The organism is Nocardia sp. NPDC020380, from assembly GCF_044386975.1.
In the GTDB taxonomy this organism is placed as follows: domain Bacteria; phylum Actinomycetota; class Actinomycetes; order Mycobacteriales; family Mycobacteriaceae; genus Nocardia.
The window spans coordinates 77,072-93,379 of sequence record NZ_JBIRVQ010000001.1; the positions used below are offsets into that span (position 1 = coordinate 77,072).

Consider the following 16,308-nt stretch of genomic DNA (forward strand, 5'->3'; position numbering starts at 1 on the left):
CCCGTAAGGCTAGTAGGTGCCGCCCGGGTTCGGGCACGCACGTCTAACGTGCGTACAGCGTACGCACGTTGGACGGTATTTGTCGATCAGGCAGTGGCGCCCGCCGATCAAGCGGCGGCGTCGAGATTTCCACTGCCGGCCAGGATCCGTTCCCGCTTGCGCGGCTGGATATTGGCCTGGCTGAGATCGCCGCGGTAATGGTCGAGCAGCCGCGCGTCCATGACGTACCGCCACAGCGGCGGAAGCAACGCCAGCAGAATCATGGTCGCGTAGCCCGCCGGTAGTTGCGGCGACTCCTCCGAGGACCGCAGCGTCTGATAGCGACGGCCCGGATTCGCGTGATGGTCGCTGTGCCGCTGTAGATGGAACAGGAAGATATTGGTGACCAACCGGTCGCTGTTCCAGCTGTCCCGCGGTGAGCAGCGCGCCCAATTGCCATTGGGCCGCTTACGTCGCAGCAACCCGTAATGCTCGACGTAATTGACCGTCTCCAGCAGCGCCGCACCGATCACGGCCTGCAGCAACAGATACGGCAGGATGCGCACGCCGAACAGGCCCACCAGTACCCCGAACAACACGACTGTCATAGACCACGCCTGCAGGATGTGGTTCTGGACACTGAACCAGCCCTTGCCCCGCCGGCGCAGCCGGTCGTGCTCCAGATGGATAGCGGACCGGAAGCCACCGATCACACTGCGGGGCAGGAACTCCCACAGCGACTCACCCATGCGCGCGCTGGCCGGATCGTCCGGCGTGGCCACCCGCGCGTGGTGCCCCTTGTTGTGCTCGACGAAGAAATGCCCGTAAGCCGACTGTGCCAGTGCAAGTTTCGACAGCCAGCGTTCCATGCTCTCGACGCGGTGGCCGAGTTCGTGGGCGGCGTTGATGCCGATGCCGCTGACGAACCCGAGGGTGGCCGCGAGCCCGAGTTTGTCGAGCACGGACAGGTCATCGCCGGCCCACATGACGGCCGCGATGATCAGGCCGATCAACTGGATCGGCAGGAAAAGGTATGTACACCAGCGGTAATACCGATCGTTGGTGAGTTGTTCGTAATCCTCGTCGCGCGGATTGGTGCCGTCTTCCCCGACGACCCAGTCCAGCACCGGAATGACAATCAGGACGATGATCGGACCGATCCACCAGAACACCTTGCAATGGGTATGCAACACCAGCTGTGAGGGCAGCAACGCACAGCCCGGAGCGATGAGACCCAACATCCACAGGTGACGTTTGGGATCCGGCGAACCAGATCGTTTGCCAACCTTTTGCACGTTTGCCCCGCTAATTAGAAACCACTACAACTTCGCAGGTAGATATGTACAGACTTTATCGTCGTTACAACACCGATTGAGCGAGCAAGGTGGCGGCCGTTACAAGATGAGCGGTCGGTTCCTGCGTAACCGACCGAGTGGCCCCAATCACCCCACCTCACAGGCAAACCGGTGGCTTACCCCAACTCAGCGCAACCACACATACCGCACCTGCGGCCGCCCGGTTCGACCGTAGTCCGTCCGGCGATCCACCACGCCGTCTTCCGCCATACGTTCCAGGTATCGCCAGGCAGTTACTCGCGAAACGCCGACGGCGCGCCCGGCCTCGCCGGCGGACAACCCGCCCGGCGCCGCGCGCACCGCCCGCGACACCTCCTCCATCGTCTGCGGCGCAATGCCTTTCGGCGAGGTCACGCGCGGGTCCGGGGTGCGCAGCATCCCGAAGGCGCGATCGATGTCCTGCTGTGACACCGCCGTCTCCCCCGCCGGCAACGCCGTCCGATACTCGAGATAGCGCTCCAGCTTGTCGCGGAACGCCGAAAACGTGAACGGCTTCAGCAAATACAGCACCACACCGTGCGCGACGGCGGAACGCACCATGGCCAGATCCCGCGCGGAGGTGACCGCGATGAGATCCGGCCGGGGCCGCAGGCCCGCCAGCGCGGCCGCCACCGCGAGACCGCTCATATCCGGCAAGCCGATGTCCATCAGCACCAAATCGACGGGTGCACCCGAAGATTGTGACCTTTTTGCGACCGCGATCGCGTCTCGCCCGGTGTGCACCACCCCGATCACTTCGAAACCGGTCAGTCGATTCACGTAGGAGCGGTGCGCCGCGGCGATCTTCGGCTCGTCCTCCACGATCAGCACTCGGATCATCGCGAAAACCTCACGATCACCGCGGATTCCGGTTCCCGCTGTGCCAGCAGTTCGCCACCGTGCCGGGCAACCAGCCGGCGCACCAGCGCCAGCCCCAGACCGTGATGGTCGGTCTTGGTGGAATAACCGCGCTCCGTGGCCCGGGTGAACACCTCCTGCGACATGCCCGAACCACTGTCGGCCACCCGCACGTACAGATCGACGCCGCCGCTCGCGCCCTCGGTGCGGCGCACCGTGACCTCCACCCACGCGTCCTCGTCGTGCCCGACCGCGTCCAGCGCGTTGTCGATGAGATTGCCCAGCAGCGTGACCATTTCGTGCGGGGTCAGCGGATCGGTGGAATCCACCACGGTGTCCCCCGTGACGGTCAGCTCCACGCCGTACTCGGCCGCCTGCTCCACCTTGCCCAGCAGCAACGCCACCACCGCCGGTTCCGCCACCACGCCGGTGAGCCGGTCGATGAGCGCCTGCGAGAGCTCGAGTTCCGCGGTCGCGAAGTTCACCGCCTCGCGCGGCCGGCCCAGTTCCACCATGGTGACCACGGTGTGCAACCGGTTGGCGGCCTCGTGCGCCTGCGCCCGCAGCGACTCCGCGAAGCCGCGCACCGAATCCAATTCGCCCAGCACGTCCCGCAATTCGGTGTGATCGCGCAGCGTCAGCACGGTGCCGATACGCCGGCCGTCGTGCTCCACCACGTCCTGGTTCACCACCAGCACCCGGTCCGCGGTCACATGCATCTCGTCGCGCACCACCTCGGTTCCCATGCCCTGCAACGAGACCGGCAGATCCGCGCGCGTCACCGTGCCGTCCGGCAGATCCAGCAGGACCCGCGCCGGATCGTTGACCAGCTCCGCCTTCTCACCGCTGCGGTCGAACACGATCAGGCCCTCGTGCACGGAATGCAGGACGGCGTCGTGATGCTCGTAGAGCGCGCGCAGTTCTGCGGTGCCCAGCCCGTGCGTCTGCCGCAGCAGCCGGCGCCGCAGCAGCATCGAACTCAATGTCGCCACCCCCAGGCCGATGATCGAGGCGATGAGAATGGCCGGCAGCTGCTGCCACACCTGATCGCCGATATGCGGCAGCGTGACACCCGCCGACACCAGCGCCACGATGTTCCCGTGCGCGTCCCGCACCGGTGTCACGGCGCGAATGGAGGGACCCAGTGTGCCGGTGTAGGTTTCGGTGAAGGTCTGCCCCGCCAGCGCGCGATCGATATTGCCGCTGAAGGACTTTCCGATGCGATCCACGTCGGTGTGCGTGTAGCGCGTCCGGTCCGGGGCCATCACCACGATGAAGTCCACATCGGTCGCCTTGCGGATGGCCTCGGTCACCGGCTGCAGGGCGGTGGTCGGGTTCGGGCTCTGCACGCCCGCGAGCGTGCCGGGCGTCTGCGCGACCGCCAGCGCGACATCGGTGACCAATACCCGGGTGGCATCGTCCTGCACCCGGCGGGTCTGCCACACCGCCAGGCCGGCCCCGGCGATGATCACCACCGCCAGCACCAGGACCTGCACCAGGAACACCTGCCCTGCCAAGGTCCGCCGGGCGCGCGTTCTCCGACCTAGCAACTAACCCTCCATGAACAAAACTTACGTAACAGTGACCCGCGTCACCCTGCCAGACATTATTTCCCGGACAGCAAGTAGTTCCGGAGGCAAACCCACGATGAGCGAAGTAAACAAACGGCGGCGTGACCGTACCCATTGGCTGTACCTGGCCGTCATAGTGGCCGTGGTAGCCGGTGTACTGGTCGGCTGGCTCGCTCCCGGGTTCGGTAAATCCGTCGGCGATCTCGGCACCCTGTTCGTGAACCTGATCAAGATGATGATTTCACCCGTCATCTTCTGCACCATCGTGCTGGGCATCGGTTCGGTCCGCGCCGCCGCCAAGGTCGGCAAGGTCGGCGGTCTCGCCATCGGCTACTTCCTGATCATGTCCACGGTGGCGCTGGGCATCGGCCTGGTGGTCGGCAATCTGCTGCATCCCGGCACCGGCCTGAACGTGGCCGCGCACGCCAAGGAGATCAGCAAGTACGCCGGCGACGCCAAGGCGGCCGGCGGCACCTGGCAGTTCCTGCAGGACATCGTCCCGACCTCCATGCTGTCCGCGCTCACCTCCGGCAAGGTGCTGCAGACCCTGTTCGTGGCGCTGCTGGTCGGTTTCGGCATCCAGGCCATGGGCAAGACCGGCGAACCGCTGTTGCGCGGCATCGGGCTGGTGCAGAAGCTGGTGTTCCGGGTGCTCACCATGATCCTGTGGCTGGCCCCGATCGGCGCGTTCGGCGCCATGGCGAATGTGGTGGCGCGCACCGGACTCGATGCGGTCAAGCAGCTGGCCCTGCTCATGGTGGCCTTCTACCTGACCTGCATCGTGTTCATCTTCGGAGTGCTGGGCGCGCTGCTGCGGGCGGTGACCGGGTTCTCGATCTTCAAGCTGTCCCGGTACCTGGCCCGCGAGTACCTGCTCATCGTGGCCACCTCGTCCTCGGAATCCGCACTGCCGCGGCTCATTGCGAAGATGGAGCACGCCGGCGTGGAACGCACTACCGTGGGTGTCGTTGTGCCGACCGGGTATTCGTTCAACCTGGATGGCACCGCCATCTACCTGACCATGGCGACCCTGTTCGTCGCCGACGCCATGGGCAAGCCGCTGGCATGGACCGAGCAGATCGGACTACTGCTGTTCATGATCGTGGCGTCCAAGGGCGCCGCCGGGGTGACGGGTGCCGGCCTGGCCACCCTGGCGGGCGGCTTGCAGAGCCACCGGCCGGACCTGCTGGACGGCGTCGGCCTGATCGTGGGCATCGACCGGTTCATGTCGGAGGCCCGCGCGCTCACCAACTTCGCCGGGAACTCGGTCGCGACCCTGCTGATCGGCACCTGGACCAAGACCATCGACACCGAACGGGTGCACGCGGTGCTCGATCGCAAGATCCCGTTCGACGAGACCAGCATGGTCGACGACCATGCCGCCGAACCCGGGACCGCTACCGCCGAACCCGCGAAGGAGGCGGCGGACAAGAGTTTGGTTCCAGCCTGATACCCGCACAAACCACCCCCAGGCTGGGACCGATCCCTGGCATGTTTCCCCCCGTCATGCCGGTGGATGAAGGAACCCCTGCTCGGCCCTGCGCCGAGCAGGGGTTCCATTTTTCTCCGGGCAGGTGTCGGCCTAGACGGCCACGGTGTCGTAATTCAGTGTGGTGGCAATGGCATTCGCCAGTTCCGTCCCCTTCACTTCGAAGTGGCGGGAGAAGTAGCCGAGATGCTCACCGTGCTCGTGGAAGTGATGCGGGGTGAGCACGGCCGAGAACACCGGCACATCGGTGTCGAGCTGCACCCGCATGAGTGCGTCGACCACCGTCGAGGCCACGAAGTCGTGCCGGTAGATGCCGCCGTCCACCACCAGCGCGCAGCCGGCGATGGCGGCGTACTCGCCGCTGGTCGCCAATCGCTTGACGCGCAAGGGGATTTCGAAGGCGCCGGGCACCTCGATGACATCGACCTCGGTGAAACCGCGCTCCGCGAGTTCCGCGCGGCAGGCCGTGACGGCCTTGTCCACGATGTCGGAGTGCCAGCGCGCGGCGACGAGAGCGATGCGATTCGACGTGGGTGACATGGGAATTCCTCCTGTTCGCTATGTCACCCAGGGCAACGCGAACAGGGTGCACCTCACCGTGGTGGGTGCACCGGTGCCGCATTCTCTTTCATCCGGACTGTGACCGTCGGCTCCGGGATCACACCGGAATCTGCTCGACCCACGGCGGGCACGGTCGTCTCGCGACAACCGTGCGTACCGTGGCGCTCGCGGGCTCGTGCTCCCGGAATCGGTCCGGGCGCCATTACCGCCGGTGGGGAATTCCACCCCGCCCTGAGAACGTGTACAGGCCGGACTTTACACCGTCGAGCAGAGCCGCGGAACCCGCGCCGGAGTCAGCGCAGCAGCACGTCGGAGTCGGCGGGCAACCCGTCGACCGGCCACCACCGCAGGTCGGTGGACTCCGAACTGCGCACCGGCACAGCACCTTCCGGCGCCTTGATCTTGAACAGCAGATCCAGGTGCCGGGTCGCCACCCCGAGCGAGCAGGTGATGGGATGCGCCTGCGCCCCGTACAAACCCGGCTCCAGCGTGAGCCCCGCGATCCCGGACTCCTCGGTCGCCTCCCGGAAGGCCGCCGCCGCAACGGAATCATCCGATTCCTCGCAGTGCCCGCCCAGCTGGATCCACCGCCCGACCCGGGGATGCAGCGTCAGCAGCACCTCCGACTCGTCGTGCGACAACACGATCGCCGACGCGGTGATGTGCCCGGCGGCGTTCTCCCGCAGGCATCCACGCGGCGCCGACCCCAGGAACGCCAGCATGGCCTCCCGGATCGACTGCTCGAAACCCATTGCCGGATCCCACGTTTCGAGCAACTCCGTGGCCGACTTGTGCAGCGACTCCGCGCTCACCGCCGAACCTCCGCCCGACCGGTGAGCCGCAGAGCTCCGACGACGGCGCGGCTCACAGCTCGACCAGCCCGAAGCTGGAGTCACGCGGTTCACGCGGGGCCAGCTCTTCGAGCGGGTAGCCGATCGCTATGGCGCCCAAGGGGTTCCAGTCGGCTTCGAGACCCAGGACCTCGCGGGTGACCTCCGGGGCGAAGATGGTGGAGCCGATCCAGCAACTGCCGACGCCGCGCACCGCGAGGGAGACCAGCAGGCCCTGCACGGCGGCGCCGACCGCGACGGTGAACATGGTCTTCTCCGCGGCCTGGCGGCGCTCGTCCGGATAGTCGTGCGCGCCGTCGGGGACGCAGAACGGGATGATCACCTCGGGGGCGTCGAAGAGGATCCGGCCGCGGGTGATCCGGCGTTCCACACTCTCCGGAGTGCGGCCGTCACCGGTGAGGTCCGTGCGCCACTTGTCCGCCATGGCTTCGAGCAGCCGGTCGCGCAATGCACGGTCGCGCACCCAGACGAACCGGACCGGGCGGGTGTGGTGCGGGGCCGGCGCGGTGAGGGCGGCGGCGACCGAGTCCCGGATCAGCCCGGGTTCGACCGGGGTATCCGCGAACCGGCGCACCGAACGTCGCACCAGCAGCGCCTGTTTCCGGCCGAGGTCGATCGCCTCCTCGGTGCCCAGCCAGAACAGGTCGTCCTCGCCGCCGCGCAGCAGGTCCGCGGCGGTCGAGCCGTCGTCGGTGTATTCCAGGCCGCGCACCACCGCGACCGGGACCCCGCCCAGCTTGCCCTTCACCAGGTCCGCGGCGGCGGCGAGTTCGTCTGCGACGGCGACCAGGGTGACGTGCAGTTCGTTGCCCTGGGCGTCGATCGCGCCGTTGTAGTCGTGCATGGCGCGCAGGCCGGACGAGCCGATGGCGGCGTCGATCTGGCCGTTGCGCCAGGCGCGGCCCATGGTGTCGGTGATGACGACGGCGACGTTCACGCCGAGCCGGTCGGCCAGCGCGAGCCGCAGTGTCTTGGCGGAGGCGTCCGGATCCTCCGGCAGCAGCACGAGTTCGCCCTGCTCCACATTGGAGCCGTCCACGCCGGACGCGGCTTGCACGATGCCGAGCCGGTTCTCGGTGATGAGGGTGCGGTTCTTGCGCGCGAGCACGCGCACCGATTCCTGCAGCACGAGTTCGCGGCGGGCCGCGTCGCGTTCGTCCGGGTCGGTGGGCGCGGTGACGATGCGGCCCTCGACCTTGCTGACGATCTTGCTGGTCACCACGAGGATGTCGCCGTCCTGGAGCCAGGGCGCCTGTGTCGCAAGGGCTTCGGCGAGGTCGTCGCCGGGCCGGAATTCCGGCAAGCCGGGCACGGGCAGAATCCGCAACTCGCCGGGGGACGCGTGATCGCCCAGTGTCGTTGTCTCGCTCACGGTTTCACTCCTGCGATATCGAGCGCGGCGCGCACCATCTCGGCGGTGGTGGCCGGGTCGGTCATGAGCAGTGGCACGGCCCGCACCTCGACGCCGGGGATCTCGGCGGTGTCACCGGTGTGGATGAGCCAGCCGTCGAGGATACCGGTGCCCGACCGGGCGCCGAAGTGATTTCCGACGGCCTCGGCGGTGGTTTCCACGCCGATCACCGACAGGCATTCATCGGCCATGCCGCGCAAGGGTTTTCCGCCGATCACCGGGGACAGGCCGATCACCTTGGCGTCGGTGGTGCGCAGGGCGCCGCGAATTCCGGGTACGGAGAGGATGGATCCGACGCTCACGACGGGGTTGGAAGGGGCGAGCAGAACGACGTCCGCGGACTCTATGATTTCGGTCACACCAGGGCCCGGTTTCGCAGCTTCTGCCCCAATAGTCACGAATCCATGGGTCTCGACGTTCGCGCGGTAGCGAACCCACCACTCCTGGAAATGGATCGCGCGACGTTCGCCAGGGTTCTCCGGGTCTCCGATTACGACATGCGTTTCGCACCTGTCGTCGGTTGCCGGAAGCAGTTTCACGCCCGGTTGCCACCGATTGCAGAGCGCCTCGGTGACCTGGGAGAGCGGGTATCCCTGACGCAGCATTTCGGTGCGGATGAGATGGGTGGCGATATCACGATCACCGAGTCCGAACCAGTCGGGCTGAGCCTGATAAGCGGCCAGTTCTTCCTTGGCATTCCAGGTCTCGTTCGCGTGTCCCCAGCCGCGTTCCGGATCGATGCCACCACCCAGGGTGTACATGCAGGTGTCCAGGTCAGGGCAGATACGCAGCCCGTGCATCCAGACGTCGTCGCCCACGTTCACGATGGCCGTGGTGTCGGCGCCGGGGAGAAGTTCGCGCACGCCCAGCAGGAACCGCGCGCCACCTACTCCACCGACCAGTACCGCGATCCGGAGTCCGGTTCCGGGTGCGGTGTCCGCTTGTTCTCGAGTCACATCCGCACAGCCTATGCGGTTCATGCCGGGAGATGCCCGGTGCGTTATTTGCTGCAAATTTGCTGTTTGATCTGCGACAACACTCTCAACAGGGGCCGGAGATGGTAACGGAATAGCTTCGGCAGCTTGACCATCACAGCTCCCGGCGTGTCTAATCACAGGCATGTCATTCCGGGTCCGCGTGAGAGTGCAAGGCGCGGACGGGTTTTCGAACACGCGTTCGCATCTCCGGGTGACGTGTTCGGGGATGTCCGCGGGACTACATCGCGGTGTTGGGCCGTCGGTGGGATCGGCTCCGACGGAGTAATCATTCTGCGCTAACACACAGTGAGGAGGCGGAGCGATGGCCGATGAGCTGGCCCCGTCAGGCATTCCGGGCGGTGTATCGCAAACCGATTCCACAGCTGGCGCAGCACCTGGCTTCTGCGCCGATGGAAACGGATTCGAGGGGGGTGAACCGATGACGACAGCGCGACCGGGGGGTGGGCAGTGGGCACGCGCCCAGTACCAGCCCGAACCACCGCGGCTGAGCTTGATCGTCACCGGTCAGGATGAAATGTTCGATGGATTTTCGCGCGGCAAGGCCATGACCGAAGCCGAGCAGTGGCAAGAGCGGGCGCTCTGCGCCCAGACCGACCCGGAGGCGTTCTTCCCTGAGAAGGGCGGCTCCACCCGCGAGGCCAAGCGGATCTGCCTCGGTTGCGAGGTCCGCGACGAATGCCTCGAATACGCACTCGCGAACGACGAACGCTTCGGCATCTGGGGCGGCCTGTCCGAACGTGAGCGCCGCCGCCTGAAGCGCGGCATCATCTGATGCGGCTTGCTGCGCACACCGCGCAGCAAGCTGGAACACCAACGGGCACTTATTCTTCGGGCTCGGGGTCGATCACGTCGGGGTCGACGCCGAGGTATGTCGCGATCTGCTGGACGAGTACCTCGCGCAGCAGATCCACGAGATCGTCCGGATCGCCGGCGCGCAACTCCAATGGCTTGCGGAACAACACAACTCGGGCACGAGTCGCCATCCCGTAGCGGTCCACTCCGGCCGGGATGAGGCGGGACAGCGGCACCGGCCCGTCCGCGACGACCTCTTCCGGCCAGGACACCGAATCCAGGTGCAGCGGACGGATTTTCGGCACGTCGTCGACCGCGATGTCCAGCTTCGTGAGCTGATCGTGCCAGCGCTGTTCGAGGGGTGCGAAGGCCTCCAGCACCAGCCGGTCGAACTGCTGGCCGCGGGTGCGGCGAGCCGGCACTGTCGGAGGCAGCATCGGCCCGCGCACACCCCGCCCGCGGCGGATCACAGACCGCGCTGTCGGCGGCCGCCTCTTACGTGAACGGGTCATACCTTGAATCTAACCGTTACCCCTGGAGGGTGTGCGAACCCAGGGTTGCAGCCCGGTCACCGAACGGCAGCGCTCGTTCCGGCGGGGTGCCTCCACGTCGCTCCGGCGCTCCGGGCGGGGCGCCGGAGCCGGACTCCCGGCCGCTCGGAGCGTGGAATCGCGTGCGTCTCGCGGGCCTTTTAGAGCGTGTCCCGCTACCTCGGGGGCGTCCGTGGGGTTACCCTGCATGGCGTGATTCCCATGCGTCGTTGCTGCCGTCCAGGCTGCAAGAACCCGGCCGTTGCGACGCTGACCTACGTCTACGCCGAGTCGACCGCCGTCGTCGGTCCGCTCGCCACGGTCGCGGAACCCCATTCCTGGGATTTGTGTGAAACGCACGCTTCCAGGATCACTGCGCCGAAGGGTTGGGAGATGGTCCGGCACGAGGGCGGGTTTTCCACCTCCACCCCGGACGACGACGATCTCACCGCCCTCGCCGAGGCCGTCCGCGAGGCCGGATTACGCCGCCGCCCACCGGAACCCGACCCGCGCGGCTACACCGACTACAACCCCGCCCCCCAGCGCCCGGCCCGGCCGGGACGCACCGGAAGACGCGGCCACCTACGGGTCCTCCCCGATCCCCCGAACTGACCGGCCGCAGGTCGGACAGCCACCGTGGATACGTTTCCCCGGAGCCGCGACGGCTCTCTGCCCGGCGCCGAAGACACGGAGAGGCGGGACGGCATGCGATGGCCCGAGGCCAGCTACTAGGGTGGTGGCCATGACAGTCGCCCGGTCTGCCGAGTCGGTCCATGCAGTTATCAAGGCGTACGACGTTCGTGGGGTGGTGGGCGAGCAGATCGATGCCGGGTTCGTGCGCGATGTCGCGGGTTCCTTCGCACGGTTGATGCGTGGCGAGGGTGCGCAGCGGATCGTCATCGGTCACGACATGCGCGATTCCTCTCCCGAGCTGGCCGCCGCCTTCGCCGAGGGCGTCACCGCGCAGGGCCTGGATGTGGTGCACATCGGCCTGGCCTCCACCGACGAGTTGTACTTCGCCTCGGGTCATTTGGACTGCCCCGGCGCGATGTTCACCGCCTCCCACAATCCGGCCGAGTACAACGGCATCAAGCTGTGCCGGGCGAAGGCGCTGCCGGTCGGTCAGGACACCGGCCTGGGCACCATCAGCGACGAGGTCATCGCCGGCGTCCCGGCCTTCGACGGCCCGCAGGGCTCGGAGACCGAAGAGGACCTGCTGTCGGCCTACGCGGCCTTCCTGCACAAGCTGGTGGACCTGAGCGCCTCCCGCCCGCTGCGCATCGCGGTGGACGCCGGCAACGGCATGGGCGGCTTCACGGTGCCCGCCGTGCTCGGCACGCTGCCGCAGTACACGATCGAACCGCTGTTCTTCGAACTCGACGGCACCTTCCCCAATCACGAAGCGAATCCACTGGATCCGAAGAACCTGGTGGATCTGCAGGACTTCGTCCGCAAGACCGGCGCCGATATCGGCCTGGCCTTCGACGGCGACGCGGACCGCTGCTTCGTGGTGGACGAGAAGGGCGACCCGGTGTCGCCGTCCGCGGTGACCGCGCTGGTGGCCGAGCGCGAGCTGGTCAAGGAGCCGGGCGCGACGGTCATCCACAACCTGATCACCTCGAAGGCGGTGCCGGAGCTGGTGACCGCACTGGGCGGCACCCCGGTGCGCACCCGGGTGGGTCATTCGTTCATCAAGCAGGAGATGGCCGCGACCGGCGCGATCTTCGGTGGCGAGCATTCCGCGCACTACTACTTCCGCGATTTCTGGGGCGCCGATTCGGGCATGCTCGCGGCTCTGCACGTGCTGGCCGCACTGGGTGAGAAGGACCGCCCGATGTCCGAGCTCGCGTCCGCGTATGTCACGTACGCGTCCTCCGGAGAGATCAACTCGACAGTGCCGGATGCGAAGGAGCGAACCATGGCGGTGCTCGAAGCGTTCAACAAGCGAGCGGTCTCGGTGGATCGGCTCGACGGCGTGACTGTGCAACTGCCCGAGGGCGCCTGGTTCAATCTGCGTGCCTCGAATACCGAACCGCTGCTGCGACTCAACGTCGAAGCACGATCGCAGGACGAAGTAGACGCACTCGTGACCGAGATCCTGAGCATCGTCCGCGCCTGACTGGAATAGTGGAATCACAGAGCTTGGATTCGCCAGCGCCTGGTGACCCGATGAGGGGAGGTGGCAACGCCCGATGATCGCTGGGACACCGGTACTCGACCTCGATGACGTCGCCTCGCTGGAGGCGGCGGACGCCGGGGGTATTTTGCGCTCCGCCGCGTCCGGCGGCGCCCTGGTACGGGCGACCGCCGCGGCCGTGGCCGAGAACGCGTTGAGCCGATTGACCGATCTGCGCCCGCGCAGTCTGGTCCTCGTCTCCGGGAGCGGCCGCGCCGCGCGCGCGGCCGCCCTGCTGATCGCCGCGCTCGGCGATCGCACCAGCATGCCGGTGGTGCCGGCCACGTCGATCCCGCCGTGGGTGGGACCGCTGGACGTGGTGCTGGTGGCCGGGGACGACTCCGGCGATCCGCGCCTGGCGGAGGCCGTCGACAGCGCGCTGCGCCGCGGCGCCGAGGTGGTGGTGGCCGCGCCGGACGAGGGTCCGATGCGGGCCGCCGGTGCGGGGCGGGCGATCATGCTGCCGCCGCGCGTGCCGGTCCTCGATCACAATCGCCTGCTGCGCTATGTGGCCGTCGGCATTGCCGTACTGGCGGCGCTGGATCCGCATCGCATGGGTCCGCTGGTGCCCGAATTGAGTGCGCTGGCAGACCTGCTCGATGCCGAGGCGCTCCGGGACGGACCGCAGAACGAGGCGTTCCACAATCCCGCCAAGACCCTCGCCACCCGCATGCAGCAGCGCAAGCGGCTGGTGCTGGCCGGTGATTCACCGGCTGCCGCGCAGGTGGCGGCGCATGCCGCCGAGGTGCTGCTGGCCGCGACCGGTCAGATCGTGACGGCCGCCAACCTCGCGGAAACCATTGCGGCGCATGCTCGTCTGGTGGAGGCCGCGGGAGTGGCGGCGCCGGGCTTCGACCCACTGTTCCATGACGAACAGCTGGACGGCCCCGCGCCGGTGGAACAGGTACGGATCTTCGTGGTGAGCTCCGATCCGGACGAGATGGCGGCGCATCGCCGGCTCGCCGTGTTCGGGGCGGACGCCGGCATGGTGGACGCCGATCTGGTGAACGTGGACGCGGAGGTCGCCGGTACGGCGGCCTTGTCGGGCGCCGCGCAACCGGGTGAAGAGGGCCGGGTGACCGCGCCGGTCCGGGGCACCGAGCTGGAACAGCTTGCGGTGCTGACGCTTCGGCTGGAGATGGCCGCGGCCTATCTACGACTACTCGGTTCCCGCCCGGCGACGACGCCGGGACGATTCGACGGGGGACATTACTAGTGCACGAACTCGTTGGTGCGCTGCGTTCCTATGCATGGGGTTCGCGCACCGCGCTCGCTCAGCTGTGCGGGCGACCGGTCCCCTCCGCGCATCCGGAGGCCGAGCTCTGGTTCGGCGCTCACCCCGCCGACCCGGCCCAGCTACGGATCAACGGCCACGCCAAGTCCCTGCTGGACGTGGTCAATGCCGATCCGCAGCACGAACTCGGCTCGGTCGCGGGCGAATTCGGCGGACGGCTCCCGTTCCTGTTGAAGATCCTGGCGGCCGAGGAACCGCTCTCGCTGCAGGCGCATCCCAGCATCGAACAGGCGCGGGCCGGTTTCGCGCGGGAGAACCAGACCGGAGTCGCCATCGACTCCCCCATGCGCAATTACCGCGACGAGAACCACAAACCCGAACTGGTGGTGGCCCTGGATCGTTTCGAGGCCCTCGCCGGCTTCCGCGATCCCCGCCAGACCGTCCGCCTGCTGAACGCGCTGGAAGTCCCGGAGCTCGGCTCGTATGCGGAACTACTGGCCGCCCAGCCGGATTCGGCCGGCCTGCGCACCCTCTTCACCACGTGGATCGCGCTGCCGCAGAACACCCTGAGCATCCTGCTGCCCAAGGTGCTGGACGGCTGCGTGCGCTACCTGTCGGAGAAGGACGCCGACGGCGCCCGCAAGAAATGCGACGGCACGCGCAAAGAATTCATCGCCGAGGTGCGGACCGCACTGGAACTTGCCGAGGCCTATCCGGGCGATGCGGGTGTGCTGGCCGCGCTACTGCTCAACCGCATCACGCTGGAACCCGGTGAGGGCCTGTTCCTCGCAGCCGGAAACCTGCACGCTTACCTGCGCGGGGTAGGCGTGGAGATCATGGCGAACTCCGACAATGTGCTCCGCGGCGGGCTCACCCCCAAGCACGTGGATGTCCCGGAACTCCTGCGAGTCCTGGACTTCGAACCCCTGGACCTTCCGGTGATCCAGCCGGAAGCCCTGGGCGACGGCGTCTTCCGTTACCGCACCCCGGCCCCCGAATTCGTCCTGACCCGTTTCGAACTGGCCGAGAACGCCGACCCGATCCCGGTGCTGGACAACGGACCCGGCATCGCACTGGTCACGCACGGCACGGTGCGGTTGTTCCAGGGCGGCCGCCCGCTCCGGGTGGAGTGCGGCCACGCCGGCTGGATCTCGGCCGCCGACACCGGGATTCGCGCGCAGGCCGTCGGCGGCGCGGCTCAGCTCTTCACGGCGATGGTCGGCAACTAGTATTCCGCTAGGCTTCCCGCCTGAATAGTTCGGACAAAACGGACAGTGATGGGTGAAGGAGCGGCATTTGTCTGCGAGTGGCGGTAAGAAAGCGATCTTGGCGGCACTCAGCGCGAATGCCGGGATCGCGGTGGCGAAGTTCGCCGGCGCGGCGATCACCGGTTCGGCGTCCATGCTGGCCGAGGCGGTGCACTCGGTGGCCGATACCGCGAATCAGGGACTACTGCTGCTCGGTCAGCGGCGGGCGGCGCAGGAGGCGGATCAGCTGCACCCGTTCGGGTATGGGCGCAATCGCTACTTCTACTCGTTCGTGGTCGCGCTGGTGATCTTCGCGCTCGGCTCGCTGTACGCGATCTGGGAGGGCATCCACAAGATCGAGCATCCGGAGCATTTGTCCAATCCCATCGTGGCGATCGTCATCCTCGGTATCGCCATCTGCCTGGAGGGCTACAGCTTCACCACGGCCATGCGGGAATCCGCGCCGCTGCGCGGGAATGCGAGCTGGTGGCGGTTCATCCGCAATTCGCGCAATCCGGAACTGCCGGTGGTGCTGCTGGAGGATTCGGGCGCGCTCATCGGCCTCATCCTGGCCTTCGCCGCCATCGCGCTGACCATGGCGACCGGTGATCCGGTGTGGGACGGCATCGGCACGCTGTCCATCGGCATCCTGCTCGGCTGCATCGCGGTCATCCTGATCGTCGAGATGCAGAGCCTGCTCATCGGCGAGGGCGCGACGCCCGAGGAGGACAAGGCAATTCGCGAACAACTGGTGGACGACACCCGCATCGACCGCGTCATCCACCTGCGCACCCAGTACCTGGGCCCGGAGGAGATGCTGGTCGGCGCCAAGGTGTCGATCGTGCCCGGGCTGCAGATCGCGGATATCGCGACCGCCATCGACGACGCGGAAGCCCGAGTGCGACAAGCGGTACCCGCGGCTCGCGTGATCTACATCGAGCCGGATCTGTACCGCACACCCGCCGCGCCGACCCCGTAGGCTCGCGCGTCCGGGGCAACGATCAGCGAGACGGACGACGAAGCGCAGACCCGACCAGACCTCGTCCACGGCGGCGGTTTTGTTGTCTACCAGGCCCTGCGCCAGCCCGTATTCGCGCACCGCGGTATCGCTCAGATCGGTGGGCACCCCGCTCGCCTTCTTGGGCCAGGCCAGCCAGAGTCCGGCGTCGACGGCCATGCGGGCACGCCAATCCGCGAACTTGCGCGACAAGGTGGCGTGGTCCGGGCAGAAGCCGAGGATCACGTCGTACGGACCCGCGCCCGCGCGGCGGTGCAGG

General features: G+C 67.3%; 15 protein-coding genes and 1 riboswitch. Of the genes, 7 read left to right on the forward strand and 8 right to left on the reverse strand.

Annotated elements, in window-relative coordinates:
• Positions 1–107: 107 nt before the first annotated feature.
• The 3 genes from ACH438_RS00355 to ACH438_RS00365 all read right to left on the reverse strand — a co-directional run bounded on the left by ACH438_RS00355 (position 108) and on the right by ACH438_RS00365 (position 3,721).
• On the reverse strand, positions 108–1,220 hold the full coding sequence (locus ACH438_RS00355; protein WP_396999512.1) for an alkane 1-monooxygenase: 1,113 nt from the start codon (positions 1,218–1,220) through the stop codon (positions 108–110).
• 240 nt (positions 1,221–1,460) lie between these two features.
• Positions 1,461–2,153 (reverse strand): response regulator, encoded by a 693-nt coding sequence (locus ACH438_RS00360; protein ID WP_396999514.1) that lies wholly within the window; start codon positions 2,151–2,153, stop codon positions 1,461–1,463.
• Positions 2,150–3,721, reverse strand: a complete 1,572-nt coding sequence (locus ACH438_RS00365) for an ATP-binding protein (protein WP_396999516.1) — start codon at positions 3,719–3,721, stop codon at positions 2,150–2,152. The genes ACH438_RS00360 and ACH438_RS00365 overlap by 4 nt, the downstream gene beginning before the upstream one ends.
• A 97-nt stretch (positions 3,722–3,818) precedes the next feature.
• Between ACH438_RS00365 and ACH438_RS00370 the strand changes: the two genes are divergently transcribed.
• Complete coding sequence (locus ACH438_RS00370; RefSeq protein ID WP_396999518.1) at positions 3,819–5,192, forward strand: cation:dicarboxylate symporter family transporter; 1,374 nt, start codon at positions 3,819–3,821, stop codon at positions 5,190–5,192.
• 132 nt (positions 5,193–5,324) lie between these two features.
• Here ACH438_RS00370 and ACH438_RS00375 read toward each other — a convergent pair whose 3' ends face one another.
• From ACH438_RS00375 to cofD, 4 genes are all read right to left on the reverse strand, one after another.
• The gene (locus ACH438_RS00375) at positions 5,325–5,771 is read right to left on the reverse strand and encodes a 6,7-dimethyl-8-ribityllumazine synthase (protein ID WP_396999520.1); all 447 of its coding nucleotides are present in this window, start codon (positions 5,769–5,771) and stop codon (positions 5,325–5,327) included.
• A 76-nt stretch (positions 5,772–5,847) separates the two neighbouring features.
• Positions 5,848–6,035, reverse strand: a riboswitch (FMN riboswitch).
• A gap of 50 nt (positions 6,036–6,085) precedes the next feature.
• Entirely contained in the window at positions 6,086–6,604 is a 519-nt protein-coding gene (locus ACH438_RS00380) for an NUDIX hydrolase (protein WP_396999522.1), read from the reverse strand.
• Between the two features lie 52 nt (positions 6,605–6,656).
• Positions 6,657–8,015 carry a coenzyme F420-0:L-glutamate ligase gene (locus tag ACH438_RS00385; RefSeq protein WP_396999524.1) on the reverse strand — a complete coding sequence of 453 codons (1,359 nt, stop codon included), beginning with the start codon at positions 8,013–8,015 and terminating at the stop codon, positions 6,657–6,659.
• A complete protein-coding gene (cofD, locus tag ACH438_RS00390) occupies positions 8,012–9,010 on the reverse strand; it encodes a 2-phospho-L-lactate transferase (protein WP_396999526.1) in 999 nt (332 codons plus the stop codon). Before cofD ends, ACH438_RS00385 begins: the two co-directional genes overlap by 4 nt.
• Before the next feature lie 556 nt (positions 9,011–9,566).
• Here cofD and ACH438_RS00395 point away from each other — a divergent pair.
• Positions 9,567–9,824, forward strand: a complete 258-nt coding sequence (locus ACH438_RS00395) for a WhiB family transcriptional regulator (protein ID WP_397000690.1) — start codon at positions 9,567–9,569, stop codon at positions 9,822–9,824.
• Between the two features lie 49 nt (positions 9,825–9,873).
• Here ACH438_RS00395 and ACH438_RS00400 read toward each other — a convergent pair whose 3' ends face one another.
• Positions 9,874–10,356 (reverse strand): metallopeptidase family protein, encoded by a 483-nt coding sequence (locus ACH438_RS00400; RefSeq protein WP_396999528.1) that lies wholly within the window; start codon positions 10,354–10,356, stop codon positions 9,874–9,876.
• A 240-nt stretch (positions 10,357–10,596) separates the two neighbouring features.
• Here ACH438_RS00400 and ACH438_RS00405 point away from each other — a divergent pair, with 240 nt between their 5' ends.
• The 5 genes from ACH438_RS00405 (at position 10,597) to ACH438_RS00425 (ending at position 16,010) form a co-directional block, all read left to right on the forward strand.
• Positions 10,597–10,986 (forward strand): DUF3499 domain-containing protein, encoded by a 390-nt coding sequence (locus ACH438_RS00405; RefSeq protein ID WP_397000692.1) that lies wholly within the window; start codon positions 10,597–10,599, stop codon positions 10,984–10,986.
• 130 nt (positions 10,987–11,116) lie between these two features.
• Positions 11,117–12,493, forward strand: coding sequence for a phosphomannomutase/phosphoglucomutase (locus tag ACH438_RS00410; protein ID WP_396999531.1), 1,377 nt, complete (start codon positions 11,117–11,119; stop codon positions 12,491–12,493).
• 73 nt (positions 12,494–12,566) lie between these two features.
• Positions 12,567–13,766: a tobH protein gene (locus ACH438_RS00415; RefSeq protein WP_396999533.1), complete on the forward strand. Its 1,200-nt coding sequence runs from the start codon at positions 12,567–12,569 to the stop codon at positions 13,764–13,766.
• Entirely contained in the window at positions 13,766–15,013 is a 1,248-nt protein-coding gene (manA, locus tag ACH438_RS00420; protein ID WP_396999535.1) for a mannose-6-phosphate isomerase, class I, read from the forward strand. Before ACH438_RS00415 ends, manA begins: the two co-directional genes overlap by 1 nt.
• 67 nt (positions 15,014–15,080) lie before the next feature.
• Complete coding sequence (locus tag ACH438_RS00425; RefSeq protein ID WP_396999537.1) at positions 15,081–16,010, forward strand: cation diffusion facilitator family transporter; 930 nt, start codon at positions 15,081–15,083, stop codon at positions 16,008–16,010.
• Positions 16,011–16,308 lie beyond the last annotated feature (298 nt).